General features: G+C 41.2%; 31 protein-coding genes. 28 read left to right on the top strand and 3 right to left on the bottom strand.

The annotated features are described in order from the left end of the window. Nucleotides 1-10 precede the first annotated feature (10 nt). The 3 genes from NSS67_RS09780 to NSS67_RS09790 all read left to right on the top strand — a co-directional run bounded on the left by NSS67_RS09780 (nt 11) and on the right by NSS67_RS09790 (nt 1,060). Nucleotides 11-370, top strand: coding sequence for a hypothetical protein (locus NSS67_RS09780; protein WP_339319359.1), 360 nt, complete (start codon nt 11-13; stop codon nt 368-370). Between the two features lie 42 nt (nt 371-412). Then, nucleotides 413-592 carry a YfhD family protein gene (locus NSS67_RS09785; protein ID WP_060621961.1) on the top strand — a complete coding sequence of 60 codons (180 nt, stop codon included), beginning with the start codon at nt 413-415 and terminating at the stop codon, nt 590-592. 93 nt (nt 593-685) lie between these two features. Further along, a complete protein-coding gene (locus NSS67_RS09790; RefSeq protein WP_339319360.1) occupies nt 686-1,060 on the top strand; it encodes a hypothetical protein in 375 nt (124 codons plus the stop codon). Between the two features lie 563 nt (nt 1,061-1,623). Here NSS67_RS09790 and NSS67_RS09795 read toward each other — a convergent pair. After that, nucleotides 1,624-2,739 carry an IS110 family transposase gene (locus tag NSS67_RS09795; protein WP_339315492.1) on the bottom strand — a complete coding sequence of 372 codons (1,116 nt, stop codon included), beginning with the start codon at nt 2,737-2,739 and terminating at the stop codon, nt 1,624-1,626. 422 nt (nt 2,740-3,161) lie between these two features. Between NSS67_RS09795 and NSS67_RS09800 the strand changes: the two genes are divergently transcribed. From NSS67_RS09800 to NSS67_RS09895, 20 genes are all read left to right on the top strand, one after another. Further along, nucleotides 3,162-4,073, top strand: a complete 912-nt coding sequence (locus NSS67_RS09800) for a methyl-accepting chemotaxis protein (protein ID WP_339319361.1) — start codon at nt 3,162-3,164, stop codon at nt 4,071-4,073. 198 nt (nt 4,074-4,271) lie between these two features. Then, nucleotides 4,272-4,832, top strand: a complete 561-nt coding sequence (locus NSS67_RS09805; protein ID WP_339319362.1) for an RNA polymerase sigma factor — start codon at nt 4,272-4,274, stop codon at nt 4,830-4,832. After that, nucleotides 4,792-5,778 (top strand): DUF4179 domain-containing protein, encoded by a 987-nt coding sequence (locus NSS67_RS09810; protein WP_339319363.1) that lies wholly within the window; start codon nt 4,792-4,794, stop codon nt 5,776-5,778. The genes NSS67_RS09805 and NSS67_RS09810 overlap by 41 nt, the downstream gene beginning before the upstream one ends. A gap of 3 nt (nt 5,779-5,781) precedes the next feature. Continuing rightward, entirely contained in the window at nt 5,782-6,150 is a 369-nt protein-coding gene (locus NSS67_RS09815) for a hypothetical protein (RefSeq protein WP_339319364.1), read from the top strand. Then, complete coding sequence (locus tag NSS67_RS09820; RefSeq protein ID WP_339319365.1) at nt 6,092-7,021, top strand: hypothetical protein; 930 nt, start codon at nt 6,092-6,094, stop codon at nt 7,019-7,021. Before NSS67_RS09815 ends, NSS67_RS09820 begins: the two co-directional genes overlap by 59 nt. Nucleotides 7,022-7,366: 345 nt before the next feature. Further along, on the top strand, nt 7,367-7,546 hold the full coding sequence (locus NSS67_RS09825) for an NUDIX domain-containing protein (protein WP_339319366.1): 180 nt from the start codon (nt 7,367-7,369) through the stop codon (nt 7,544-7,546). Then, on the top strand, nt 7,524-7,688 hold the full coding sequence (locus NSS67_RS09830; RefSeq protein ID WP_339319367.1) for a hypothetical protein: 165 nt from the start codon (nt 7,524-7,526) through the stop codon (nt 7,686-7,688). The genes NSS67_RS09825 and NSS67_RS09830 overlap by 23 nt, the downstream gene beginning before the upstream one ends. Nucleotides 7,689-7,934: 246 nt before the next feature. Beyond that, nucleotides 7,935-8,390, top strand: coding sequence for a hypothetical protein (locus NSS67_RS09835; RefSeq protein WP_339319368.1), 456 nt, complete (start codon nt 7,935-7,937; stop codon nt 8,388-8,390). A gap of 22 nt (nt 8,391-8,412) precedes the next feature. After that, complete coding sequence (locus tag NSS67_RS09840; RefSeq protein WP_339319369.1) at nt 8,413-8,574, top strand: hypothetical protein; 162 nt, start codon at nt 8,413-8,415, stop codon at nt 8,572-8,574. A gap of 159 nt (nt 8,575-8,733) precedes the next feature. Continuing rightward, nucleotides 8,734-9,207: an IS200/IS605 family transposase gene (tnpA, locus tag NSS67_RS09845; protein ID WP_339319370.1), complete on the top strand. Its 474-nt coding sequence runs from the start codon at nt 8,734-8,736 to the stop codon at nt 9,205-9,207. Nucleotides 9,208-9,681: 474 nt separating this feature from the next. After that, nucleotides 9,682-10,107: a hypothetical protein gene (locus NSS67_RS09850; protein WP_339319371.1), complete on the top strand. Its 426-nt coding sequence runs from the start codon at nt 9,682-9,684 to the stop codon at nt 10,105-10,107. A gap of 4 nt (nt 10,108-10,111) precedes the next feature. Continuing rightward, a complete protein-coding gene (locus NSS67_RS09855; protein ID WP_339319372.1) occupies nt 10,112-10,975 on the top strand; it encodes an SAVED domain-containing protein in 864 nt (287 codons plus the stop codon). Beyond that, nucleotides 10,972-11,748, top strand: a complete 777-nt coding sequence (locus NSS67_RS09860) for a hypothetical protein (protein ID WP_339319373.1) — start codon at nt 10,972-10,974, stop codon at nt 11,746-11,748. The genes NSS67_RS09855 and NSS67_RS09860 overlap by 4 nt, the downstream gene beginning before the upstream one ends. 10 nt (nt 11,749-11,758) lie before the next feature. Then, nucleotides 11,759-12,460 (top strand): helix-turn-helix domain-containing protein, encoded by a 702-nt coding sequence (locus tag NSS67_RS09865; RefSeq protein WP_339319374.1) that lies wholly within the window; start codon nt 11,759-11,761, stop codon nt 12,458-12,460. Between the two features lie 65 nt (nt 12,461-12,525). Continuing rightward, entirely contained in the window at nt 12,526-13,338 is an 813-nt protein-coding gene (locus NSS67_RS09870; RefSeq protein ID WP_339320557.1) for an IS3 family transposase, read from the top strand. A 125-nt stretch (nt 13,339-13,463) separates the two neighbouring features. Next, complete coding sequence (locus NSS67_RS09875) at nt 13,464-13,769, top strand: hypothetical protein (protein WP_339319375.1); 306 nt, start codon at nt 13,464-13,466, stop codon at nt 13,767-13,769. Next, entirely contained in the window at nt 13,762-14,784 is a 1,023-nt protein-coding gene (locus tag NSS67_RS09880) for a hypothetical protein (protein WP_339319376.1), read from the top strand. The genes NSS67_RS09875 and NSS67_RS09880 overlap by 8 nt, the downstream gene beginning before the upstream one ends. 62 nt (nt 14,785-14,846) lie before the next feature. After that, entirely contained in the window at nt 14,847-15,584 is a 738-nt protein-coding gene (locus tag NSS67_RS09885) for a ThiF family adenylyltransferase (protein WP_339319377.1), read from the top strand. Next, nucleotides 15,584-16,084 (top strand): hypothetical protein, encoded by a 501-nt coding sequence (locus NSS67_RS09890; RefSeq protein WP_339319378.1) that lies wholly within the window; start codon nt 15,584-15,586, stop codon nt 16,082-16,084. The genes NSS67_RS09885 and NSS67_RS09890 overlap by 1 nt, the downstream gene beginning before the upstream one ends. Nucleotides 16,085-16,643: 559 nt before the next feature. Then, nucleotides 16,644-16,931: a hypothetical protein gene (locus NSS67_RS09895; protein ID WP_339319379.1), complete on the top strand. Its 288-nt coding sequence runs from the start codon at nt 16,644-16,646 to the stop codon at nt 16,929-16,931. A 1,757-nt stretch (nt 16,932-18,688) separates the two neighbouring features. On the opposite strand, the gene NSS67_RS09900 is transcribed toward NSS67_RS09895, so the two are convergent. Both NSS67_RS09900 and NSS67_RS09905 read right to left on the bottom strand, forming a co-directional pair. Further along, nucleotides 18,689-18,889, bottom strand: a complete 201-nt coding sequence (locus tag NSS67_RS09900) for a hypothetical protein (protein WP_339319380.1) — start codon at nt 18,887-18,889, stop codon at nt 18,689-18,691. Between the two features lie 1,151 nt (nt 18,890-20,040). After that, a complete protein-coding gene (locus NSS67_RS09905) occupies nt 20,041-20,235 on the bottom strand; it encodes a hypothetical protein (RefSeq protein WP_339319381.1) in 195 nt (64 codons plus the stop codon). A gap of 315 nt (nt 20,236-20,550) precedes the next feature. On the opposite strand from NSS67_RS09905, the gene NSS67_RS09910 reads away from it, so the two are divergent. The 5 genes from NSS67_RS09910 to NSS67_RS09930 all read left to right on the top strand — a co-directional run bounded on the left by NSS67_RS09910 (nt 20,551) and on the right by NSS67_RS09930 (nt 25,918). Continuing rightward, nucleotides 20,551-20,793 (top strand): plantaricin C family lantibiotic, encoded by a 243-nt coding sequence (locus NSS67_RS09910; RefSeq protein WP_339319382.1) that lies wholly within the window; start codon nt 20,551-20,553, stop codon nt 20,791-20,793. A 101-nt stretch (nt 20,794-20,894) separates the two neighbouring features. After that, nucleotides 20,895-24,011 (top strand): type 2 lanthipeptide synthetase LanM family protein, encoded by a 3,117-nt coding sequence (locus tag NSS67_RS09915; protein WP_339319383.1) that lies wholly within the window; start codon nt 20,895-20,897, stop codon nt 24,009-24,011. A gap of 30 nt (nt 24,012-24,041) precedes the next feature. Beyond that, entirely contained in the window at nt 24,042-24,962 is a 921-nt protein-coding gene (locus tag NSS67_RS09920) for an ABC transporter ATP-binding protein (protein ID WP_339319384.1), read from the top strand. Then, entirely contained in the window at nt 24,955-25,683 is a 729-nt protein-coding gene (locus NSS67_RS09925; protein ID WP_339319385.1) for a hypothetical protein, read from the top strand. Before NSS67_RS09920 ends, NSS67_RS09925 begins: the two co-directional genes overlap by 8 nt. 37 nt (nt 25,684-25,720) lie before the next feature. Continuing rightward, nucleotides 25,721-25,918 carry a class II lanthipeptide, LchA2/BrtA2 family gene (locus NSS67_RS09930; protein WP_339319386.1) on the top strand — a complete coding sequence of 66 codons (198 nt, stop codon included), beginning with the start codon at nt 25,721-25,723 and terminating at the stop codon, nt 25,916-25,918. Nucleotides 25,919-26,055: the final 137 nt, after the last annotated feature.

The raw sequence follows: 26,055 nt of genomic DNA on the forward strand, positions 1-26,055 counted from the left end.
CGGGGATAAAATGTCGGAAAGATCTATTTTGGCTTATTTTAAAACTCCTGAGGAAGCAGAGGGTGTTGCTCGTAAGCTCCGTGTACTTAGGGCAATTGAAATTTCCATTGATCGCTTCAGTAGATATGGAGGAACGAGCTTTAGCTCAGGAGTAAACCCAGTAACCGGCAATGTTGCCAGAATGGACTCCATGACTGCAGAGCGTGCACACACGGGCATACTTGCTGCTGCAGATACCAGTGCCAGCGGGATGAGTCATGGCGGAGATGGAGGACCGACGGGTAGAGATATTTTGCTTACGGTGATTTTGAATTCGGAGTCCTATGATCAGGCATTACGCTTAATTGAAGAAGCAGGTGGGATGATTTAAATAATTACTTCATTAATAAGAAGAAGGGAGACGAATGATACTATGGATAGAGAGAACTCACAAATTTTCTCGAAAACCGAGAAGATGAAAATGCTGTACGAGGCGAAAGCAGAGGATGTTGAGTTTTCGGCAGCGGAGGCCGATCTGGAGGATGTCGAAGCACAGGCTCGGGCTCTAGAAGCAGACAAACGTCAGCTGCATGAAATTATGAAAAAAGAATAGAAGCTGAAGGCTTGGACAGATACCTCACATTGTGGGGTATTTTTGCGTTCTCGTGTGTATAATTAGGAGAATAGCCCAAGCAAGGGGGAGAATATGGACAACATTATTTTATGGATAGGTTTAGCGCTACTTATCGCATTCTTAACTTTTATGAATCAGAAACAACTGTACTCTTCAAAAGTAAAACAGGCCTACCGTGAGCTACGGGAGCTGACTGAAAAAGTGCGGATGGAACGGTCTGAGGCAAGCGATTTATACCGTTGGGAAGTAGAATTAGCGGAAATGGAAAAACACCCGAACGAACTCAATAAACTGGATGCTGAAATCGGGCTTCATCAAGCATTTGTGATGTACCTGGAACGGCATAATCCCCAAGATGCAAGACTTCCAAGTATAAAGGAGGCTGCTGCCCATCAGAAGGATTCCGTGTGGGGCATCAAGATGGGGGATTACGGGTCCAAGAAGTAGAGGCTATGATACGCGGGTTAGTGGAACGTGAAACGTTTCAGTCGGCATTATAGGAACTGGTTCGGACCCTGGCTGGGATTTGCAGCTGGGGTCTTTTGTTGGAATCGGGCTATCTTTTTTCATTGTTGAAGGTTGTTTGAGATAATTAGGGAAAAACCCCCTTTTTCTTCACCAAACGCTTGAAAATGAGAGCTTTTAGGGAAAAGCTCCCTGAAAATTCTCAAATATCAAGAAAAAAGCTTTAATTCGCGAAATTATAGGGAGGAATTCCCTGCTATGAACGAATTAGTCAATACCCCTGTTTTCCCCTTTAAACCAAAGGGTTTTCAATTCCTTGGGCACAGAGACAAAATGCGAGTCGTCGGCTGGCAATCTGCTATCCGTGGGTTGGTTACCACATATTATGCCTACGTCGAAGGAGCTTCCGCAAACTAATTTCGCACGTCAGATCTGGGATCCTGTGCATAGGGAATTCACGGATTCTCCTCGTACCTTTCTCTTTGTCTCCATGCCCCAAGAATTCAAATCTTTTGGGTATACTTTTTGTGTTTTTTTCATTTCACCTACGCCATTTTCCGTTCTGCATCTACCGCTATTGACCAGATGAATCCAACTAACTCACGACCTACCGCAGCCATAGTTAAATTTCGGTGTTTCCCACGTCTGACTAACTTTAAATACTTGCTGTGTAACCGTTCTTGGGCTTTCCACGACGTTTCATGGACATGAGCACTCTGACCCTCTAAGCGCACTGCTAAATCTCCTTTAACTGCAGGACGGTGACGGTAACTCCATGCGGACTCCACCAGTGCACGTCGCACACCGGAATTTCCGGTTTTTGTAAGACTTCCTCTTTTGGTACTTGCTCCCGATGAATACTCCCGTGGCACTAGTCCCAGGTAACTCATGAGCTGAGCCGGTGAACGAAAACGCTCAAAATTTCCAATCTCGACAACTAAAGTCATAGCCGTCAGCAGGGCAATTCCCCGCAGACCTTGCAACGCTTGAATGACAGGTGCGTATGGACAGATCTGTGCTTCTTCTCGCATTGCGGCTTCAAGTCGCTTGATTCGCTCCTCCACTTCCCGGAGCTGTTGCAGGGATTCCGCGAAAACTTTTTCTTGAGCTACATTATTAAACTTCAACATAGACAGCCATTCCCGGTACCTTTTGGTCCAACGTTTTTTCATGCCTTCTGGCTTGTGAATTTGGTGACGCAACAGAAAATGAATGAGCCGTTGCCGAACCCGATGTAAGTCCTGCCTAGCATCTTCTCGTGCACGAATGAGATCTCTTAAGGCTTCGAGTTCAGGAGTCGGCACATGGATCGCAGTCAATTCTCCTGCGCGGTGCAGTTGAGCCAGTTTTTCAGCATCCCGTCGATCGGTTTTTATAGCATCGCCGGGACGCTGTGGCATACGCGAAGGTGCGATTACCACGCAGGAAATCCCCATTTTCGTCAGCCAGCGATATAAGTCGTACCCCGTAGGCCCGGCTTCATAGCAGACCTCCAGTGTAATCCCTGTACCTTTGATTTTCCGAATCATTCGAGCCACAGCATCTGGGGTATGAGATATGGCTCCATAATATCGTGCGGGTTCTCGACCCTCATCTGCAATCGCCACCGCAATTTTTTCTTTTGATACATCCAAACCTACGTATTTTATGGTATTCTTCATATTAACAGCTCCTTTCGCATGTAGCTCTGAAATGGTTGTCCTTCAACTTCCATTTTAACCTACGGTGTGCGAACAGGGGCTGCCTTTCGTTCATCATAACTAAAATGAGATGAATCCACGATTTTCGCAAAATTAATAGGGAGGTTTTCCGTAATTATCATCACTTAGAGTACTTCTGGGATTAATCTATTAGAAAGAGTAATACTCGCTCTCCATTGCTCGCACCCTCGTCAGATTCCCCGTATAATCATTCGAATGAAAGCAGGGCTCAGCCGAATGTTGCTGGGGTCTTTTTTAATTACGAATAAATTCATTTTAATAAAAAATCACGTGTTTCTCTCTGCGTAATAAGAGCGTATAATTGTTCGAATATACTTCAAGATGACGCGAACAACTTATAGATATTCAGGAGGAATTATAATATGGGAATGGTACACTCTCAAGGAGTTACCGATGAGCTTGTTGTCCGATCTTTAGAAAGAAATTTAGCCATTATAAGATTTGATCTTAATCGACGAGTGGCTTATGTGAATGAAGTTTTTGCTAGTTCGATGGGGTATAACAAAGAAGATATGTATGGCATGCACCATAAGGAGTTTTGCTTTTCTCACTTTGTAAATAGCCCGGGGTATGAGCGGTTTTGGCAGGATCTTTTCTCAGGAAAAAGCTTTCAGGATAAAATCGAACGAATGGATGCAAAAGGAAATGTGGTCTGGCTGGAAGCTACCTACATGCCTGTCTTCGATGAAAATAATGAAAAAGTCATTGGGGTATCCAAAATAGCGACCAATATTACAGATCGGCAAAATAACATGAGTGTCCTTGTGCAGCAGATGCAAGAGATGTCGGACAGCCTAAATCAAAGAGCTGAAAAAGGCATTGAACGCAGCCAAGAACTATTACTGAGCGTCGACAAAATTGCCGAAGTATCGATTGAAAATACATATACTCTAGCTAATCTGGAGAACCAAGCGGTATCGATTCAGGGTATTGTAGAAACCATTCGCAATATTGCTTCGCAAACGCATCTATTAGCGCTGAATGCAGCGATTGAAGCGGCACATGCTGGGGAGTTTGGGCGAGGTTTTGACGTGGTTGCAAAAGAAGTTAGGAAGCTCTCTTCCATGGTACAGGATTCGATCGTTCAAGTGAAAGATAGTGTGGATGCCATTACGCTGGAAATCGATAAGATCTCCAAAGGGACAAATCAAGTGCAAGAAAATATAGTAGATAGCCAACAGCAGATTCAAATAGCACTAGATGATTTCAAAAATATTTCTTCCTCAGCCCAGGACTTAGATACACAAGCGCGAGAGGTTATGAATATTATTTAATTTTTGTAGGCAGTTAGCGGTGAATATAAAGGAAAGCCAGTTCTCAGAATTATGGGGAGTGGCTTTTTGTGTTACGAGTGTAATTGGTATCTTCCATCTATTATTACTAGCATCTATAGTTTATGCTCAGAAAAACGAACCTTTTCCAAAGACTGGTTGTCATATAGATATCACAGAAAAGAAAGGAGGGTGCAAGATTTGGTGACTAACCGGGAGTTATTTGAAGCCTACAACAAGGATGTATACCGGACCTGCTACTATATGGTGCATGACGCGGCGGATGCGGAAGACTTGACTCAGGATGTGTTCATTACTGTATTTCGCACGAATCGTGAGAACGTAGAGCATATGAAGGCTTGGATTATGAAAATAACGGTCAACCATTGCCTGAATTATTTGAAACGAAAGCGTACTTTACAGCAAAAAGTCTCAGACAATCTTTATTTGTTTAAGAAATCTCCTGAAGTCCCTGTAGATCGATTGATTGAGCAGCGAGAGACGACCATGGAATGGGCGAAATATTTGAGTCAGCTCCCTATCAAGCTTCGGATGGTGATTACACTCAGATATATGCATGATTTCAGTTTGGCTGAGGTTTCGGACCTGCTGTCTATTCCGCTCGGGACGACCAAATCAAGGCTGCATAAAGGGCTAAAGGTATTGCGGAAAATCCTGCTGGAGGCTGGGGTTCAAATTGAACAGAAGGAGGGCGAAGCTTATGAGAAAGTTAGAGAATATGCTGGAGCATCGGTTGAATAAGGATCAAAGTGTGCCATATCCTGATTTTGATAGCATGTGGGAGAGAATTGAACATGATACAACAGCGTCCGTTCACGCTCGGATGAGCAGTGGCAGCCAGAACCGGGGGAGAAACTGGAGCAAAATAGCTGCTGTCGCTTCGGTATCAGTGCTTTTAGCGGCGGCGCCGGTTTATGCGGCAGTTCATTATAATTGGGATTCAATGCTCCGTGAAAAAGGTGGCGTTCAAGCCGCACTGGCGCAAAACCTCGGACAAAAACTAGATCAATCGGTGACGAAGGACGGAGTAACGTTAAAGCTACATACAGCCATCGTGGATGAGAATCGAACGATCATCTTATTCACATTGGATGTTGGACAACGACAGGACTCTGAAACTTGGCGTGTGAATGAGATGACCCTGAAAGGTACTGAGGGGAAGAGCAGTTCTGGATCGTACAACTATCTGAACTGGGACGAGAAAAATCAAATTTATAACGGTTATTTCGAAAGTGAATGGACACCGAAGCAGGGCACAGTGAATGTTCAGCTTGTTACGGATACTATCCAGGCTTATAGTGTACAATCATTGGATTTGCCACTGGATATCCACTCGACGGAGACACAGAGCTTCCCTATAGGGCAGGAAGGGATGCGCAGCATAGAGGTGAAGCCGTTTACCCAAGGTCAAGAGAAAATGTTAATCTCTTCAGCGATCATTTTTGATCAGCCAGAAGCAAAAGAATGGGCCTATCCAAATATAGTAGGTTACAAAAACGGAACGCTCATAAATTCGCTAAATGGCTCTACATTTGGTCAACCGGGAGCGAAGGGGGAATATACCACACAGCAATATTTTAAGGCGGAGGATGTTTCCAGTGGAAAGCTGACCTATAAGCTGCAATATATGAAAAAAGAACAAGATGTAGAGGGACCACTGGCATTCGATCTTCAATTAAGCAAATAGCAGATGGAGAGCGGGACGATAAAAACCAGTCTAAATCAGCCGCTCGAGGTAGGCGAAACTGATCACACGCTGGAGAATATGGTTGTGTCGCCTACGCAAATTCGAGTCACAGTTAGAAGTAAAGATATAGACAACACTTTCCCTTATAAAAAGTATGCTCTTGAAGTAGCAGGCAAGACGCTTGAGGGGAATTTATGGAGATCCCCAGAAGGTGAGCCGGAGCTGACAGTGCTTCGATTCGAACGGCCAGTTGACCTTGAAATTACGAAAGAGACTCCGATTACCTTTGTAGCTAAATATAAGGTGACTCAGCATGGCAGCTATAAAATCACCAATAATAAAGATGACAAAATACCGCTTCATCCAATCTAAGTGTATTGCGTTCACAAAGGATATGACGGAGAAAGAGAAAACATTATTCCTACGTCTAACGAAAAAATACAATATCAGCCCAGAGAATTTCCCCGCGTTGTTACATGTAGAAGTTCGATATTCTGATTTTATTCAGACCCCAAAGCAATTGTGGCAGTTATGGGTATTTGATGACATTATTAGTCAGTGGGATTACTTCATCCAGAAAAACAAAGATCCGAAGGTTTGGTTAGATAATACTAAAAATAGATTTATGAAACTTAAGGAAAACGGGTTTCTTCGTATAAAATCTAATTCTAATGAGCGCGCGAACTACATTTTTACACTTTATAATTTTATTGAGCGATTGAATGAGTGCGGTGTCTTAGAGAATTTAGGGAGTACGACTGTGAAATATCAACGTATTCGCGCCAATCATCTGCCCTTACTAAATTCTCATAGAGAAAATATACTTCTTAAGATGTATCTAGAGGGGTATCAACATGAGAGTATAGCTATGATCGGACAACAGTTTATGGAAACCATGTGGACTGTCCAGGATAAATGTACTAAAGTTCTATCACATGATATTGCTAGGTCGCCAAACGTCCTAACAGTAGCTAGGAGCGAGGTCAGCGCAACCATTAAACACGGTGAAAAAGATGATGGAACTAGGCTCATAACTGATAAGGTTGTAATTCTGAAGATCATTGATGAAGTTCGTGTCATGTCAAAGGTGAGGGAACTGCCACTAAACATCATCTTCATGTTTGAGAACAAGTGCCGTAGTATTATACGTTCATATCTCCTGTATGAGCGCATGACAGAATCTGATTTCATTTACCTAAGTGAGGTACTAAGTGAAGCGAAAAAACATTTAAATCTTAGCTAAATAATTTAGATTCGATGCGTTAGAAATCAAAAAGTATTTTTTAATGAAATCATACAATGGGTAGCATAAAATAACCGTTTAAAATCACTTCATTCGCTTTCGACTGTTAGAAGAAAATATTGATTTAGATTGAAAATAAATTTATAGACTTAGAAAATAAATCACTAGACTGACGAGGGTATTAAACTGAACGGGCAGGATAAGGCAATAACTTCGGTTAGGAAAAGACAGGAACTTAGACATTCTACTACGAAATAATAATTCGATTCATATCACTTTCAGAGGAGCAATCATCTTGGGTTATATCATGGAATTAAGACGGCTTATAGGCACACCCCCATAATCATGGCTGGTGCATGTGTGTTATTAACCGATGATAAAAATTGTTTATTATTACAAAGTAGAACCAACAATGGTTTGTGGGGGTTACCTGGCGGCTCATTAGAACCAGGAGAGAGCCTCCCAGATGTAGCTAAGAGAGAACTATTTGAGGAGACAGGTTGTGACCGCTTATCTATGCAATGATTATATCGGCACTTTAGAAAAGGATGGAGAAGAAGTGATGGAATTACGCTTTTTTGATTCTAGGGAAATTCCATCTGAAATCAGTCCACCCGATTTGCCAATCATCAAGCAATACCTGTTAAACTCTAACGGGGCACTATAACATGCCAATAATAGAAAGAAATGAAGGCAGTGTAATTGTCTGAAGAAAATAAAGTATTAGACTGTCGTGGCATCATCAATCTCTAGAGGGCAGGATAATCCCATTATGTTACAATTATTGGGTGAGAGACCTATGATAAAAAATCTGTGAAATGCGATTAACTCTGAAAGTCTTCCTAGTTTCCGATCGGTAATGCTATTGCCTGCTCCCACTTCCTGTCGTAATCTTATAGCGGGAGGTGGAATCGTGTTACTACATATCCGCAGCGGCGAGACATACCCTATTTCGTTCCTAGCGCTGCAACCATATGATATAAAGGATCAAATGCATGATTGGGAAGAAAACTTTGACTGGTCAGTTTATTTTGGCCAGCGTGGCATCGAAGTATATAAGATGGTTATACGTGGCAATGATGTAATACAAGGGGCCATAGCTCTTGAGCGTAAAGAGGATCATATTTGGGTACATCTTATTGAGAGTGTCCCAAGCGAGCGCAAGGAGCTCGATTTGATCGGTGAGCATCTGATCGCCTTTGCATGCAAGCGAAGCATGGAGCTTGGATTTGAAGGTGTTGTTGCTTTCCACTCAAAGGAGAAACAGCGCCTTATGCAATATTACGTGCATGTCATTGGAGCATCGTACATTGGCGGTGGCCTTATGGTTATCGATGAACCTGTCGCAGAACGCTTGGTTATGCTATAATTATCCTAAGAGGTGATTGATCATGAAGAAGAAAATGAGTCTTGATGATGCTGCTCGTCTATATGCACACGGTCATTACGTTGAGCAATCGATGCCCGGCGCCAATCCCGAACGTGACAAGATGGTCAGCGATGCTATAGCTAAATTGAAGCAGGATCGACCTGCTACCAAGGTTCGCCAATAAGGCGAGCCTTTTTTATTATGGCTTTAGCCAGTTGAGCGCGTGAAACGCGGGAAACAAAAAAACCACCCGCTATGCGGGTGGGGGGACCGAGGGTTTGACCACTAAGACCATTCCGATAGAATTGAGATGTTCAGGCTCAAAGGAAAGGAATGGTCAAAGATGGCAAATAAGAGCTATAGCCTAGCTCACACGAAGTGGATGTGCAAATACCATATCGTATTCACCCCGAAGTATAGACGCAAAGAAATCTATAATCAAGTGAGGAAAGATCTAATCGAAATTTTCAGACGTCTATGTAAGTACAAGGGAGTTGAAATTCTAGAAGGTCACATGATGCCGGATCATGTTCACATGTTGGTAGCGATCCCACCGAAAATAGCGGTGTCAACGTTCATGGGATATCTAAAGGGGAAAAGTTCGCCAATGATATTTGAGAAGCACGCAGGGCTCAAATATAAATACGGGAATCGAAAATTTTGGGCAGAAGGGTACTATATAAGTACTGTAGGTCTGAATGAGGCGACCGTAGCAAAATATATTCATGAACAAGAAGCACATGACCAGGCAATAGATAAATTGAGTGTAAAAGAATACGAAGATCCATTTAGTGATAAAAGGAACAAAAAGAAATAAGCCCGTTTAACGGGTAAGTGAAAATGACAAATAACACTGAGCCTGAACAGAATTACTGTCAGGCTAGCGTCTTTAGGCGCAGTTTGGCAACAAGGGGTTATACCCCAAGAGCAAACCACCCGTTGGACGGGTGGTCCTGATTGAAGGTGAATCATGGAGTAACCTGATACTTATATAAGCAATTTATGCAATTTATATATCGTGGCGGTAGTCTAGGACTTTATTTTCTCGTCCAAGGCTGCCGCTTTCTTTATTATTGGGGCTAGTTAATACTTATTTTGTAAATCTGATTGGTACAAAATCTGACTAATCCTTTACTTTCTTCTGACGTTCGTTACGTTATTGAGTAGATTATTCTAAAATGATGTTTTATTGACACGTATTATTTTTCAAGAGTAGATAAATATCGTGTATGATTGAACATACGACACTTACGTTCATTTACATGAACTTTTGAAAGGTGATATTACTTAAATGTTCAGAAAGAAAAAACCTATTTACACAAAAAAATGGTTCTGGATCACAATTTTATTTTTAGTTATACTCGGGAAAATCGTAAATATCGATTCTGATCCTCAAAAAGAAGTTGCATCCAAAATCGCAAAGGATTCGAGTGAGAACGTAACAGAAACTACGGGAATTATTGATGATTCCAGAATACAAGAATCCGACAATACAAGTAACCAAACAGAGTCTGTTAGAAGTCCTGCTTCAAAACAAGACGTAAAACAAAAATCATTGGGAGATTTGTTAAAGTCAAATAACAATAAGCTCGGTGATTCATTATCAAATTTCACTTCGTACTATGGACAGAATTATAAATCAAATAATGGTTTCCCAATGTATGGTGATTTTGATTTAGTTCTTAGTGAAAGCATGAATGTAGTACAAGGAGTTTAATGATTTGATAGTAAGTTGTGCAAGTAAGGGCAGTAAGCGCTTTAATAAAGATTCTCTTTTGAGGCTTTGTCGTACAGAACGATTGTATACAGGCCAACCGCTATTATATAAAGATGATGTCCCTGTAGGAATTCGCAGTTTTCTTTCGTATACGGAAACTCTGGAGGAAGAAACAAACCATCTGTTATGTCTTAGTGAACATTTCGATGGACGATTGCTTAAATCAGATAAAAGTTGGAATGGGGATATTTACGGTAGATTAGTAGAGTTCTCAAAACAAATCTTTTCTGCGGGTAATGCATATCTCATTCAATTCAATACACATCTTTCTATAACATTTGCTGCAGGTTTAATTCTTAATCCAAAATCAGGTGTCAAGGCGTTTCCTATTCAGCGTGGAGATGGATTGATTGCTTGGATTCCGGACATACATCGTGAAATAACACCAACTTATCCAATGTTCAATGAGCAGTACACAGATAACTCTCTGATTGAAGGTGATACAGTTGTTGCTATCAGCATAACTCGGAATGTTAAATCTCATGTTGAGTGGTACATTGATGAGAATAAATTAACGCTAAAATCGTCTTATCATTTTTACTTACCGTCAGAAGGGACTAAGGCAATTCAAGATGGTACACATGCTTGGTTATTAGCAGAACAGGTAATCCGGACTTTAGATAGACGTAATCCGAAACAGAGAAAAGGTAAGGTTCATTTTTTCATTGCTGCTCCAGGTGGTTTTGTTTTCTTTCTTGCTCAACAGGCTGCAAATATCCCTGAGATCATTTTATACGAACATAACTTCACTGGGGATGGATCATATTCCCCTTCACTTATGCTACCAGTCTCGGAGGTGTTATTATGAATATTCCTACTTATTTTTCCAGATTTCTTAAAGAAATTCGATTAACTGAAAATCAAGTCAATGATTTAATCAAAGGACATACTACGTTAAGAAAAAGATTAAATGAAGACGAAGATATGTCTAAAATTATTGTAAGTACGTTCCTGCAAGGAAGTTATCGGAGATCTACAGCTGTTCGTCCAAAGGGAGATAGTCGTTCGGATGTAGCTGTAATTGTGGTGACTAAATTAAGTATGGAAGAATATAGTAATCCAGAAGATGCTATCAATGTATTAAAACCATTTATGGAAAAACATTACGCAGGAAAATATCAAATTCAAGGTCGTTCTATTGGAATATCTTTAAGTTATGTAGACTTAGATGTAGTCATAACAGCTGCACCCTCCGAGAGTGAGGAAGGTATTTTGGAGTCAAATAGTGTTACCGATATGCTTGCACTAGAAGATATTGAAACATGGTCATTAAAGGGATCATGGGAAGTTCTGAGTGAAACAGTAGAAGCAAGCTCAATTTTTAAAACTTATTCGAATGCTAATGAACCAGAGTGGAAAACAGTTCCTCTTTGGATTCCGGATAGGGACGCTGAGGAATGGAAACAAACAGATCCTCTAGCACAAATTAAATGGACACAAGAAAAAAATAAATCATGTAACCGGCATTACGTCAACGTAGTTAAGGCTCTAAAGTGGTGGAGAAGAATAAACAATGTGCCAAAACATCCAAAAGGATATCCACTAGTGATATGCTCCCCATATAGTAGACAGGCGAAATAATAAAAACCTGTTGCTGTATGGGGAGCATTTTTATGGAACAAAAAAGTTTACGGCACTTGAAAAATTAACGATTCTCCAAGAAATTGAATGCGGCCAAATTAGTTTAAAAGCTGCGGCTCGAAAATACGACTTATCCAAAACATCTGTAGTGAAGTGGCGAAGACGTTATCAATTGTACGGTTACGAAGGCCTGGAGGTGCGATCCCACAATCAAAAGTATTCGCCAGAGCTCAAACTCCAAGCAGTTAGGGATTATCTCGAGGAGAAATTGTCGCAAAGCCAAATCATCTACAAGTATAAGATTGCAAGCACAACCCAACTTGCCAATTGGATTAAGAAGTATAATGGTCATAGCAACAGCTTAACTGCTAATTTAGGAGGAACTAGAGCTATGACCAAAGGACGCGCAACCACTTGGCAGGAGCGGATGGATATCGTGCTGTACTGTCTTTCAAATGGACAAGACTATACGAAGACAGCAACCCATTTTCACGTTTCTTACCAACAAGTATATAGCTGGGTAAAGAAGTACGAAGCAGGTGGTGAAGAGGCGTTACGAGACGGCAGAGGACGCACCAAAGCGCCTGAAGAACTTACCGAAGCAGATCGCCACAAACTCGCGATGCAAAAGCTGGAATACGAGAATGCACGCCTGCGTGCGGAGAATGCTTTTCTAAAAAAGTTAGAGGAACTCGAAAGGAGGAGACGTTAAGTCACGTTCGTCAGGAGGACATCTACCTGGCGATTCAGGCTGTTCAGCAAGAGGAGTCTTGCTCCATTCAGCTTTTGTGTGATATCGCTGGGATTTCGCGGTCAAGCTACTACAAATGGTTGAATCGTGAACCCAGTTCCCGAGAAACCGACAACAAGAAACTGACAGAGGCTATGCTCCTCTTGTATGAGAAGGTGGAACGGACCTTTGGGTATCGTCAATTGACCCTACATTTGCGCAGACAAATGGACAAATCTATTAATGCTAAGCGAGTGTACCGCCTTATGAGACTCCAGGGCATCCAGTCTGTCATCCGCAGAAAGAGAAAGAAGTACATAGGCTCTACGCCTCAGCAGGTCGCAGAGAATGTGCTGAACCGTAACTTTGAGGCGGAAGCTCCAAACCAAAAATGGGTAACGGATGTAACAGAATTCAAATACGGCAACGGCAAGAAGGCGTATTTAAGTGCAATAAAAGATCTGTATGACAAGTCCATTGTTGCTTACGTTCTGGGCCATTCCAATAATAATTCGCTAGTTTTTAACACGCTGGAATTAGCTTTGCAGGCAGCGCCGGAGAGCCGATCCTTACTCCATAGTGACCGTGGTTTCCAGTATACCTCTCTGAATTTCAAGAAGATGCTGGACGATGCACAACTGAAGCAAAGCATGTCCCGAGTGGGCTGTTGCATTGACAATGGGCCGATGGAATCCTTCTGGGGAACATTGAAATGTGAGAAGTTCTACTTACATACCTACCAGACCTTTGAAGAACTCCAAACAGATATTGATAGCTACATTCACTTTTACAATAACGAACGGTTACAGGCAAAACTAAACGGCCTCAGTCCCATTGAATTTAGGACTAAGACCGCTTAAACTACTTTTATTTATTGTATTGTCTACTTGACGGGGTGCAGTTCATAGAGCATCTCATTGGTTTATGTTGCCCAGATGGAATACAAAGCGTTGGTCAAGGTGTAACTGAGGTTTTGGAGGCCATAGTGAATAACTATTCAACGAAGCCGGTTATGTCAGATCACGGCGTACCGGAACATGATGTAATGGGCAGAGTTACTGAGGAAGAATACGAAGAGTTTTATGAGCTGGTTAAAAAAGCTGCAGAAATTGCTAGAAAAGCTTCAGATGCCACCACTGTTAAAGAAAGTGCAGAAGAATGGAATAAACTCTTTGGTTCAAAATTTCCGACATCTGAGGCTACAACAACTAATAACCAGAGTAGTTCTCTAGTCTTTTCAAAAAGAGAAAACCCAAATAGCTCTGATATTGTGGGTGGACGGTTTGGATAATCCTTCAATACCTGAAAGTATATTAATCGGGTGTACCCAATTAGAAACTGTTGAAGGATATCAGCAACTCCAAGACCTTTATTGGCATGGAAATTTTAAGAATTGGATTCTCCAGTTTAGTATAAATGTATCAGGGGTAGATGGACAATCTATCCCCCACACTACGAATTGGTATATGTTAATAGATCCTCTTTATCCGAGAGGATCTATTGGTGTATATCCCGACAAAGTAAATAGTATTACTCAAACCTATCAGCACATGAATGAGAATAAAGAAGTAAATGAAATTCCTTGGCGATTAGGTAAGATTTGTACTGATTGGGATAACGGTTTACTTGAATTATTATCAGATACTGAAGAACAGATGGATGCAGATCAACGTATTTCGTGGCATGTAGAGCGATTAAAAAATTGGCTACTCAATGCCTCAAATCATTCGTTAGCAAGACCAGGAGATTTTTTCGAATTACCACACGTACACTTTAGTACTGAGTTGCTAATCGTTTTTGCTGAAGAGCAAAAGAATATTAGTTATTGGAATGGAATGAGAAACAGATCTGGATGGGTATCCCTTAAAGAAGTATCAGAATATCAAAATACTTTATTCGTGTCTGCGTTTTTCGATAATAAGTCGAATGTAATACATGAATATGAGTGGGGAAAACTTGTCCGAGCTGGTGTAGAATCTAAACATCATAATGGGCTATGGGTGCTATTTCCATTTCAGCCTATATTGGAACCTTGGTATTATCCTAAAACAATAAAGGAATTAGAAGCTATTTGTAAGAAACATCATTTTGACTTATGGCGAGAAATATACAGGCACATGCATATCTTCAGAGAACAGGAACAACACAATTACCTATTGCTTGGATTTCAAATTCCTCTATTAGTCGGAGAGGAGAATGTAATTGTTCATTGGATAAGTATAGAAATTGGGAAGTTAGCCAAAAAGGTAAACAAGATTACCGGATTCAGAAGAGCAATGACTTCTATTTTCAACGAGATCGCATAAATCTGTTACATCCAGATAAGAGCTTAAGGTATGTTCGTACAGAGAACTGGAGTAAAGAATCTGTGCTTAGCCGAGGAAGTATAAATGAAAAAATACATCATGATAGTGTATTTTTAATCGGTGCGGGTGCTCTTGGCTCAGCCATCGGGGAACTACTTTCTCGTATAGGTATTACTAAAATAATTGTTTGTGACAAAGATATTTTAAAAGTTGGTAATTTATCGCGACATACGCTTGGTATTAATCACTTATCCATGAAAAAGGCTGAAGCATTATCATATAGAATCAATTACAATAATGTGCACACTTGGTCTGCAGCCATCAATAGTGCTTTTCCCAATTTGAGCGACGATGAAGTAGAGGTATTGGAGAATCAAGATATCATTATAGATACTACAGGTAGCGATGCAGTTATAGACCATTTATATGCCTTTGACTGGACGCTTCCGAAAAGATTTGTTTCAGTGTCACTAGGATTCGGAGCAAAAAGAATGTTTATCTTTTTGTCCAATAAGCATCCCTTTCCTCGCCAGTCTTTCTACAACTTTCTCAAGCCGTGGATTGAATTGGAGCGAGAAGAGAATAAAGACATCATCTTACCCAGGGATGGTATAGGATGTTATCATCCTTTATTCCCTGCTCGCGCAGATGACATTTGGATGATGGCAGGTCTAGCAATAAAAGAAATCGAGGTATGGTGGCTTAAACCATTTGGTCCCAACATCTTTGCTGTTTATGAACAACAACATATAGATGGATTATCCGCAGGTGTTTTACTAAAGCAACGAGAGGTGTTTTAATGCTTGTTCATAGATACAGAGATATTGAAGGCAATCTTGAGGTTGATTTTAGTGACGATGTATTAACATTTATGTTAGCTCAATGTACCTTAAGCGGAGAATTAGAAACAGGTGGTATTCTGGCTGGCTACTATGATGATGCGTTGAATAGGGCTGTTATAATAAAGAGCAGCCCTGCCCCTATCGATTCCAAACAAACAAGAACTAGATTTTATAGAGGAGTGCAAGGTCTCAAAGATTGGCTTAATGCCTTATGGAAGTTAGACAAGGCCTATTATGTGGGGGAGTGGCATTTTCATCCTTTTGCATCAAGTAAAATGAGCATAATTGATTCCAAGCAAATGAACTCAATTTCTAATAATAAGTCAATGAACTGTCCAGAACCCATATTACTTATCATTGGAGGAAACCCTCGAAAAAGGTATTCTGTTTCTATTAGTATTTTTATGAAAAATAAGAAACCGATAGAGCTTAATGAGTACTTACCGGAAATAATCTAGAATAGAAGTTTAGGCTATGTATTTAAGAAGTGACTCGAATAAAGGGCACCCGATGGGTGTCCTTTATTCGGGTTCATTCAAGTATTTATTTAGGTAGTTTTCTCTTAGAGCGTTTTAATTAATGAGAGGTGGGGATAATAGAGATGAGAAACCCGTTGAGGTGCTTAGCGATGAATTAAAGAAGACGTTTATAAGCTGCATCAATTTACTGAGTTTATTTGTAATAACGCGGAAACTACAAAATCAAATAGATTAATACAAAAGGCAATTGTTCACGTTTGCTGAAGATAATATTCAACGAATTTTTGTATTAAATCAACTGCTAAAAATTCATGAGAAGACTCGTGAAGATCTCGTCAATTGTTGTGCAGATCATTATTTTTCATGGGATATATCTACTAATTCTTAATCACGTATGTATGAAGAAAAACTCTATGAAAATATGATAAATATTGAAATTTTTTTTTAACATGGAGCTTCATTATTACTTGTTTAAGAATAGGATACTGAGGTTAATGGGGTACATATACTGCAGCCTGAGACGCATAACAAATTAGTTATGCGTCAAATAGATGTCAGTGAATCAGATGAAAGATATTTTGATCAGGTTATTCATAACAAAGTGAGGATAGGCAATTTTGAGACTAAAGATCAGGATATGCTGTGTATTCGTATTCTTCTTCAATTTCCGAAATCCGCATTTTCTTTTGCTGACTTTTGTGCTGGCAGTGGAAATGTATTGAATGTCATGACAGAAGGCTCTGAAGCGGTAACCTTTGGGATTGAGCCAAATGAAGAGAAGTATCTCGAACTTCGAGAATGTGCGAACTACGCTTTATATGGGTGATATGAAGAGTGTCGGTGCGCGTTGTTCAAGGACAATCTGCGCAGAAATGCGCAATAAAACTTAGGGTCTTTCATTGCAAAGGCTAACTCTATATCTGAATAGGCAGTGGAAGTACCTGTTGAGGATTAAAGGTCGGTAATCCTCCCCTAAACTCCGACGTGCATCGAGAAATGACTATCTCGTTGTACGAAGATCGGTGAGGAGCTGAAAATCAGACCTGTGAAGCGATTAGAGAAGTAAGCTCGGGGTGATACTGGACCTACTGGCTTTAAGCTCGAAGACAAGCGCGCAATGCTCACCAGGCATCCTAATGCTTACCCCTAAAGCGGTTATGATGAACTTGGCGCTGGTACATCACACGTGGATCAGCGAATGCGTTCCGAGTGTGATATCCTTATTGCGGATCGATTCCATGTTAACGGTTATGTCATTGAAAGTGATCAGTAGGTTCGCAAGTCGGTTCAGCATATCCTGTCCACCAGCGCTAGGGTTATCTTAAAAAGTCATCACCGACTGCTGAATCTACCTGTTGACAACCTGCCTGAAAAGATTAAGGCTCAGCTGAAAATCCTACTTATCTACTCTCCGCTACAGCGTAGATTGGGCAGTATGAGATCTTGAACTACCTTTCTCGTTGTCGTTGAACGAACGCAACCTTAGAATGACAGCATAATCGTATCAAGGCTTTCAAGCATCGAAACTATTTCATACGTAATCATGCGTGCTCAAAGTTCGCATTTTAATCGAATGTAATCGACTCCGTTTGCCGCCTTGAAAAGTTCAACCGTTAATTTTTAGATTGAGTTACTTAAACCATAAGTTATTTTTTCTTACGGGAAGAATTGATTGCAAGCGTGATACATACGGTCAAAACGATTAACACAGCTAAGAGCGTACGAAAGTCCATAATTCACCTCCGTTTAGTTAAAATTATTGGTGACGATAGACGCGGTGTTCAGTAATGAGTGATATCAGTATTTATTTACTATAACAACGCTAATGGTAGTTCGCTTTCATCATCATCTAGTATATAGGGTTGGGCATTCAACATATAACCAGGTCTCATGTTAATAAGAATTTCCGGAGTCGAACAAGGCTCAATCTTTTTCCGCAAACGATTTATATAAACATAAATGTTCTGCTCTGTGAAGTAGGAATTAGAGTAGTTTTGCATATAGGCTATTATGTTGCAGGTAAGAATACGTCGGTTAGGATTCGTACAGAAAAAATACAACAACCGAGTTTCGTTGAGCGATAGGAAGGTCTTGTTATTTAACAACTTAACATAGCTACCCAATATGTTAAAGTTTAGCTGGTTTGTAATATGAACAATAATCGATGGGTGATCTAGCGTAATCGTATGTACCATGAAATTATTATAACCCTCCATTCAATGATAGGCTTGTATCCAGCGTGCCATGAAAGCCTGATGCGAAGTTAGTCTCGGTGAATAATCGTTGCTTAGCAAGAGGGAAAGAACTTTAGCGGAAAGTAATTGTATAAACGATATATACTTGTTCTCCCATTGGCCACATTGATAATTGAAAGTAAACCTCTCAACAATAAGAAAAAAATCTCATTTTATGTATAATAAAACACCTCGCTTGTTGGTTCTATGAAAATATTAAGCAAATCACAAGAAAAGTGCGTAACTCTATTTACAACAACATTCCCTGTTCGTCCAATCTCGATTTTCGAAAATTTTTGCCGCTCTCCACATGGGGAAAGCCCTACGAAACGGGGCATTTCTAAATCCTTTAGTCATTCGTATCTAGTGATTTCTTCATAGGGAAGAATTGGTTTCGTCTTCTGGAAAGACCGTCGAGTGGATCTTCCCCGACAAAGATGTTATCTATCGCTTTCTGAATCAAGATTTTTTGCTTAGCGAAGCTTTTTGCAGTAGATTGTGCAGGGTTTCGAACGCTAAGTTCATCTACGCGTATACGAGTGTTCATCATCGACGATTCCTTTTTGAGCCGTAACCGGAGCTAAAGAGTAGAGTTACTGACACGGTTTTTGATCATTCCAACCCGCTACAAAATCGTACAACCACCGCTTACTGCTCCACCAAGCGATCCTACTCCCGGAGCAACTGATCCTAAAACTGCTCCGAGTGAAGCTCAGTTAACTGCACTACCGAATAAGTCCTCGCATTTTCTGGCGCTTCATCAAGTGTTACAAATATAATTTTGGTCTTTATAACAATATTAGTAAATATCCACCGCTGAATATTTACTAATATGAATAAATATGTTATATAGTGGTCTATTTGAGACTATTAAAAGTAAGGAGACATTCATCTGAAGATAAATGTCTCCTTACTAATTTAGAATGAAGAACCTACTAAATATCTAGCAACAACTGTAGCAACTATGCTGATAACTGCGGCAGTGGCTGTTACTAGTGCGGGTGCAACAGCAGACATGATAGTAGCCATCCCAAACATTCTCGACTCTACCTTGACCCAATCCGCAACGCCGTAAGGATGTAATGGCTCCTGCAATCAACCAGAAGATGTGTCATAAAGCCATACCAGAACACATTTTTGCTTTCTGAGTTCTTCTTTACACCCCAGTTGCGAGTTAATGGAAGTTCTTTCATTAACTCGTCATACGGGTAAGGCAATAGTGCTTCTACCTTCTTTTCGAATTATGGGCGATTCTCTGCTAGTTCTAGTTGTTCCTTTAACCATTGTTCTCGTTATCCTTTGAATTTATGGCCACGTTTTTTCTTTGAAAGTTCATTTGCCAGTTACTCCGTATCGTCTTTTTCTTTTTCGGTTGACGATCTCAAGCATCAACATGAGTGGCATCCTTCGCGATCACGGAGACATCGATAAATCCTACTTGAATCGATTGTTGCACTAAATCTTCCTGCGATTGTGGAAAGACTTGTGATTTCTGAAGCTTTTGGATTAGCCGCGTATACGAAACCTCACTTGGAATGCGATCGAAACCCGTAAACCCACAGTCGCATTTTAATTACTAAAAAAATATGAGAAAGGGAGACCACAGTGTTAAGTGGCCTCCCTTATTTATTATTAACTCAACTTTTGGTGCGACCAAGCTTAGGTTGTGAAGTTTAGCAGTGGAAATCCTGCTTGGTAAGGTTAAAACCAAGCCACAATATCGAGTCTGGGGCGGCTGAAAGTAATTTCAATTGTTAAGCGAAGACAGCTAGATAGTAGACCTGAAAGTGACTGAGTCTCGAAATGAGTAAGATGGAGAGGTCGATGTGCGATTTCAGCAGCATCCAGTGTGACATCTGTACTCAAAATCGTAAGCCATTCCCATTTTTTATTCAAGTTTCGGACAAATATAGCTTCACGGGCAAACCGCAGGTGGTGTGTACGATTCGCGGAGCCTAGCGAGATTGGTCAGACAGGGAGTGTTGTTGTAAATAAAGGTACGCACTTTTCTTGTTGGCATGGTTGCTCGACACTTCCATAATACCAAACAAGTGAAGTATACGTCCTTAAGGGGTTAAGCTGATATCCCAGCTGTGAAAGTTGAATTACAAATTAGTAAGGTTGATGATATTACCATTGATAGCAAATAATGGTCTAATGTTTTTGGAGTGTAAGCGTACTCTTAAATATACCTATTAGGAGGATTCAAGAATGAAATATTCCACATTATTGAGAAACCCGGTACTTCAAAACAAAATTGCTTCAAACATGTATAATCCAGCAGGTAGCGTTCTGGAAGAAATCGGCGAGCAGGAAATGAGCCTGCAAGCGGGGGGAACGATCTCGGTCGCTTCTATTGGCTGCGATATTGTTTACTTTGTCGCAAGCAAATATCTCGGCAATCATGGCTATGTCTGCACATTAACCAAAGAGTGTATGCCCTCTTGTAACTAAGAAAATCGGATGGTGGCTGTCTTCAAAGCAGTCACTATTCCCATTAATCTCTTAAATAATAAATATAGAATAACGCTAATGTTTAGCCGGAGGCATAGAACATGAACATGACAGATACATCCGAAATTATACAATTTGATGATGTCATCGCGTATTGGTTGACGCTTTTCCCGGAGGTAGATGGTAGAGAAGGACTGCAGGACATATTGCAGCGAGTACGCGGGACTGGATTTGGAGACCTTGAGAAGGCTCTGGCAAAATCACAAGAAGATAAGCAAGCAGGCCGGTTTGATGAGTTTTTCCGGGTTGTCCCTAGCCCATCTATATCAAATATTTATGGAAGGCTGGAAGAGGAGTACCCGTTTCTTTATTTCTTAGAGCCGGTGATTAATTTGTATGCCTCTTCATTCTATGATGGCATACAAGAAATTGGGCTGGTACAGGACCCGCATGTTCTACTGGAGTCCTCACTGCGAACGATTATTGGCTCATTGTTAGGCATCGCACAACGAACGTTAATTCTCGAACTCAACATTGCGAGAATGAACAAAGTACTTGAGGGGGATACTCCCGAAGCTCGACTTTTGCATTTTTTTAAGTGGCTGTTGAAAGATTCAAACTATCTGCGTTCCTTATACAGAGAATACCCCGGATTGATCGAACTACTGTCCGTTCGCATAGACAATTATTTCACATTCCTTCTGAACATTATCAAAGAAACAGAACAAGAGAAAGATAAGTTATCGGCACTGTTTTGTCAGGGTTGCGATATTGGTAAACTAAGCAGGCTAACAGCCGATGCAGGTGATTCGCATAGAGGAGGCAAAAGCGTCGCCATTATGGAGTTCCAATCCGGGACAAACCTTGTGTATAAGCCACGTTGCCTGGAAGTCGAGGATGCATTCCAGCATTTACTAAAGTGGATGGAGAAACAAAAGTTACCGAAATGTCTGGATTTTAAGATAATGAAGATGCATTTGGGGGTAGAGCACGGTTGGGTTGAGTTTATTGAATACCAGGAATGCGCCAACCAAGAGGAAATTGCCGAGTTCTACAGAAGGATGGGACAGTACCTGGGAGTGTTTCATGCATTGAATGCGAACGATTTCCATCACGAAAACTTGATTGCGAGTGGCCCGTACCCAGTTCCTATTGACCTGGAGTCGATATTCCATCCCCGTATGGATGTCAAACATGACTATCACTCGAATTCAATGCAGATTGCTCAAAAAATCATCCATAGCTCTGTTTATGCCATCGGACTTTTACCCCAACAGATTATTAATCGCGTTGATAATGCGGATATTAGTATGGATATCAGCGGGATGGGAGCAGAGGTCGACCAAGTTGCACCGTTTAAATACTTTGTCATAAAAAATCAAAATTCCGATGAGATGAAAATTGAAAAGGAGCTTGGGCTACTTAAGCCACAGATTAATAATCCCCGGCTTGGCGGTCAGATTCATAAGGCAGATGATTATATCGATGAGATTAAACGAGGCTTTGAAACAGTATATCGCTGGATAATGGCTAATAAGAATGTAATTTCTAATAAGTGCAGAGACTTGTTTGCAGACAAAAAAATCCGCTGCATCCTTCGTCCGACGAGCATGTACGGCCAACTACTTAGAACGAGCTTTCATCCCGATTTTCTTCGTGATCAGATTCACCGCGACGTGTTACTGCATCGGATTGGTATTCAGGATTCTAGTGAGCATGGACAAGTTGTCGCTTCTGAAATTGAAGATATGCGGATGGGCGATATACCATACTTTAACGCGGCAATCGAAGGGAACGTTCTGTACGATTCCTACGGACGCGAGATGGCCGGTCTATTTGCCAACTCTCCCCTTTCTGACGTAACCAATAAGATTTATGACTTTAGCGAGACCGACTTGCACAGGCAGCTGCATTTTATTGATATTTCTTTTTTGGCGAAATCAAATGATACACAGAAGGAAATTACAAATATTAAATTCAGTCCGGTTAATGTGACTCGTCTGCTTCAGCCGGAAAAATGGCTAAAGCTGGCAGAGGACATCGGTAATTATGTGATAGAGCATAGCATTATCGGCCGTCTGAATGGGAAAGTGGACCGAACATGGATTAGCACGGTGCTGGAGGGACGGGATGAAATTTACTGGTCGTTTGCTCCTGTTGGAGATGACCTGTATAGCGGAAATAGCGGAATTTCCCTATTTCTGGCACAGTTAGGTGCAATCACCGGTAAATCCGAATACGCAAAAGCAGCGCTTGAAGCTATGCGTTCCCCTATGCATGAAATTGAACATTTGAAGCCCGGACATCCCTATTTGGTGGGAGCCTATAACGGCATTAGCGGTACATTCTACACCCTGATACATCTAGACCGGTTGTATCCTCAGCTGCAATTAGGAGCATTCGTATGCAAACATATGCATAAACTTGGTGAACTGATTCCGAATGATACGGTTTATGACGTCATTGGAGGAGCGGCCGGCAGTTTAGGCGTAATACTTTCCCTGTACGAGCAAGCGAAAGGGAATGAGCCCTATCGAAATGAGCTCTTATCGTTGGCCGTTGCCCATTATGAGCATCTGCGGGGTCATAGTGTATCCAGAGGGGAGGAAGGAATCGTTTGGGAATCCAAGGTGACCGTGCCCTCCACAGGATATTCCCATGGCAACGCGGGTATTGCAGCTTATCTTAGCAGACTGCTGGCGATAACCGGAGACAAGAGAATCGAACAGACGATACACCAGACGCTTGCATATGAACGTTCTCTATACACCGCCGAGCATGGCAACTGGTACTCAACCGAATCCAAAGAACGGTTATCCTATGGCTGGTGCCATGGTGCACCAGGTATTCTGCTCGGAAGGCTGCTTATGAAGAAAGCCGGCTACCAGGATAAAAGGATCGACGAAGAAATTAATATCGGCATAAATACGACCATAGCAAGAGGATTTGGATATAATCCCTCTTTATGTCATGGTGATCTGGGAAACCTCCAGATCCTACAATATGCCGCGCAAACAATGCAAAACGTTGAATTGGGGAACCGTTGCTTGTATACGTTTCAAGAGTTGTTCGAGCAAGTATTAGCCACTAGGTGGAATAAAGGAATATTCCGCGGAACGGAATCGATGAGCCCTCTTATCGGTATCGCTGGTTTTGGATATTCGCTTCTTAAACAATATGCGCCGGATAATGTGCCAAATTTACTTTGGTTTGACTAATAGTCTGACTAATCGAGGAAGAGGGTATTCATGCTAATTAAGGAAGTTTGCAGAATTGAGAATATCAGCAAGCGTTATGGCGGCACGCAAGTGATTCAAAATTTATCATTTTCCATAGCAGCGGGAGAAATAGTCGGACTTGTTGGGCCCAATGGGGCCGGCAAGACGACGCTAATGCGAATCATTGTCGGCTTAACGCGGCAGTTTGAGGGCGATGTCCTTATTCAGGGAAAAAATATTCAAACCACATCAAGTGCAACACGTCATATCGGCTGCGTGATTGAGGAGCCCGGATTCTATCCTTATATGACCGGGTATCGCAATCTGAGATTTTTTGCTGATATAACAGGCACCGTATCAGAAGTGGTACTTCACGAAGTCGTATCATTGATGGGACTGGACAAAGCAATCAATAAGAAAGTTAAGCATTATTCGATGGGTATGAAGCAGCGGTTAGGTATTGCTCTGGCATTATTGCAAAAACCGGAGTTTCTGGTGTTAGACGAGCCGACCAACGGACTTGATCCGGAAGGGATTTATGAAATTCGTGAATACCTTCACAAGTTAGCCAAGGAATGGGACATCTCAATTCTCATCTCCAGCCATTTACTTGACGAGATAGAAAAATTATGTGACAGGGCAGAAATTATTCAGAAGGGGCAACTGCTTCAGACCATTCACCTGCAAGAGGAGAAGATGGCGGGAAGGGAGATCCTGTACACGATGGAGACTGGCGAACCAGACCGGCTTGCTGTATTCCTTAAGGATCGCAAATTCGTTGTCCTAGAGGTCAGAATAGACCGGGTTGTACTCAAATTGGATAAAGAGAGGATTACCGGAATTATTCAAGAGATCGGCAAGCATGATATCCAGCTTACTGCATTTTATGAAGTAAGCCAAACCTTGGAGCAACAATTTCTTAGTTTGGTAGAGGAGAATCACATTGAGTAAAGCTATGAAGCTATCTTGGCTGGAGTATATGAAGATTATGATGCGGCCGGGTGTATACATCGGTATTATGCTAGCTACGATTTTCTCTGTGGGCGGTGCCTATCAGGCTATTCATTTCCCAGAATCTTTTCAGATGAGGCACGTATATTCTTTTTTTTCCAATATATCAGAACTGGTAATTTTTATTTATACTGCCAAGTCACTGGGAGATGATTTTAAGTTTAAAACGACAATCCCGTTGTTCACCAGAGGCCTGTCTAGGACGAAGGTGATGGTATCCAAATTACTCAGCCTTCTCTATCTAAGCCTTACGCTGGCGATTGTCAGTTGTTTAATTGGTTTGATCACGAGTTACATTATGCCGCAAGAAATTGACTGGTTTTCGACGTGGTCAGAGCTTGGTAGGATTTGTTTGGCTTACTTGCTATATACGTTCTGCGTTGGGAGTTTCGGCCTTCTGGTGACAGTGTTTAGTTTTAGTATGGCCAATACTCTCATTGTCTGTCTGGTTGCCTTCTGGTTAATGTCATCTTTGCTCAAAATGGTTGCGCAGAAATTAGAGGGATTCCGCGGGGTATTGCCTTATATTTCGTTCAACACGGCAAGTGAAGTCATTCAGTTCCATACACTTAACATCTCAGAATTTATTAGTATGAGCGGAGGCGGAGTTCTCTTTCTTGTGTTGGGTCTATTGTTCCTCAACAAGCGCGACTTGCGTTAACACCCATAAACATAGCTGCCTGAAAGGGGGTGAAGAAATGAAAAAAGACGCTATCATGTTTAAACTCAATCAAGATCCAACCGGATTCATTGAAGAAATGGAATTAAGTGCGCTTTCCGATGTACAAGATCCTGCGGGAGGTACGTCATGGGGATGTGCAATATTTGGAGGAATAGTTGCAGTTACGGTTGCATTATGCCCAACAACCAAATGCACTTCCCAATGCGGTAAGTAATAGATTGAAATCGCACTATTAGATGGATTTTAAAGACTACAAATCCCCTTGATTTAAAGTTCAAGGGGATTTACAGCATCTTTAATTACAAACGCAAGTCTCTCACCGGAAATTTTGCTGTGAAATTTGCGATTGTC

The sequence above is a fragment of the Paenibacillus sp. FSL R10-2734 genome (assembly GCF_037963865.1).
GTDB lineage: Bacteria > Bacillota > Bacilli > Paenibacillales > Paenibacillaceae > Paenibacillus_AQ.

Bases quoted from the DNA above. Each gene is read 5' to 3' on its own strand.
- NSS67_RS09780 (WP_339319359.1), top strand. From the start codon at position 11: ATGTCGGAAAGATCTATTTTGGCTTATTTTAAAACTCCTGAGGAAGCA.
- NSS67_RS09895 (WP_339319379.1), top strand. From the start codon at position 16,644: ATGCGTCAAATAGATGTCAGTGAATCAGATGAAAGATATTTTGATCAG.
- NSS67_RS09800 (WP_339319361.1), top strand. From the start codon at position 3,162: ATGGGAATGGTACACTCTCAAGGAGTTACCGATGAGCTTGTTGTCCGA.
- NSS67_RS09810 (WP_339319363.1), top strand. From the start codon at position 4,792: ATGAGAAAGTTAGAGAATATGCTGGAGCATCGGTTGAATAAGGATCAA.
- NSS67_RS09825 (WP_339319366.1), top strand. From the start codon at position 7,367: ATGGCTGGTGCATGTGTGTTATTAACCGATGATAAAAATTGTTTATTA.
- NSS67_RS09815 (WP_339319364.1), top strand. From the start codon at position 5,782: ATGGAGAGCGGGACGATAAAAACCAGTCTAAATCAGCCGCTCGAGGTA.
- NSS67_RS09840 (WP_339319369.1), top strand. From the start codon at position 8,413: ATGAAGAAGAAAATGAGTCTTGATGATGCTGCTCGTCTATATGCACAC.
- NSS67_RS09820 (WP_339319365.1), top strand. From the start codon at position 6,092: ATGGCAGCTATAAAATCACCAATAATAAAGATGACAAAATACCGCTTC.
- NSS67_RS09850 (WP_339319371.1), top strand. From the start codon at position 9,682: ATGTTCAGAAAGAAAAAACCTATTTACACAAAAAAATGGTTCTGGATC.
- NSS67_RS09920 (WP_339319384.1), top strand. From the start codon at position 24,042: ATGCTAATTAAGGAAGTTTGCAGAATTGAGAATATCAGCAAGCGTTAT.
- NSS67_RS09860 (WP_339319373.1), top strand. From the start codon at position 10,972: ATGAATATTCCTACTTATTTTTCCAGATTTCTTAAAGAAATTCGATTA.
- NSS67_RS09890 (WP_339319378.1), top strand. From the start codon at position 15,584: ATGCTTGTTCATAGATACAGAGATATTGAAGGCAATCTTGAGGTTGAT.
- NSS67_RS09930 (WP_339319386.1), top strand. From the start codon at position 25,721: ATGAAAAAAGACGCTATCATGTTTAAACTCAATCAAGATCCAACCGGA.
- NSS67_RS09900 (WP_339319380.1), bottom strand. From the start codon at position 18,889: ATGATGAACACTCGTATACGCGTAGATGAACTTAGCGTTCGAAACCCT.
- tnpA (WP_339319370.1), top strand. From the start codon at position 8,734: ATGGCAAATAAGAGCTATAGCCTAGCTCACACGAAGTGGATGTGCAAA.
- NSS67_RS09910 (WP_339319382.1), top strand. From the start codon at position 20,551: ATGAAATATTCCACATTATTGAGAAACCCGGTACTTCAAAACAAAATT.
- NSS67_RS09785 (WP_060621961.1), top strand. From the start codon at position 413: ATGGATAGAGAGAACTCACAAATTTTCTCGAAAACCGAGAAGATGAAA.
- NSS67_RS09795 (WP_339315492.1), bottom strand. From the start codon at position 2,739: ATGAAGAATACCATAAAATACGTAGGTTTGGATGTATCAAAAGAAAAA.
- NSS67_RS09915 (WP_339319383.1), top strand. From the start codon at position 20,895: ATGAACATGACAGATACATCCGAAATTATACAATTTGATGATGTCATC.
- NSS67_RS09790 (WP_339319360.1), top strand. From the start codon at position 686: ATGGACAACATTATTTTATGGATAGGTTTAGCGCTACTTATCGCATTC.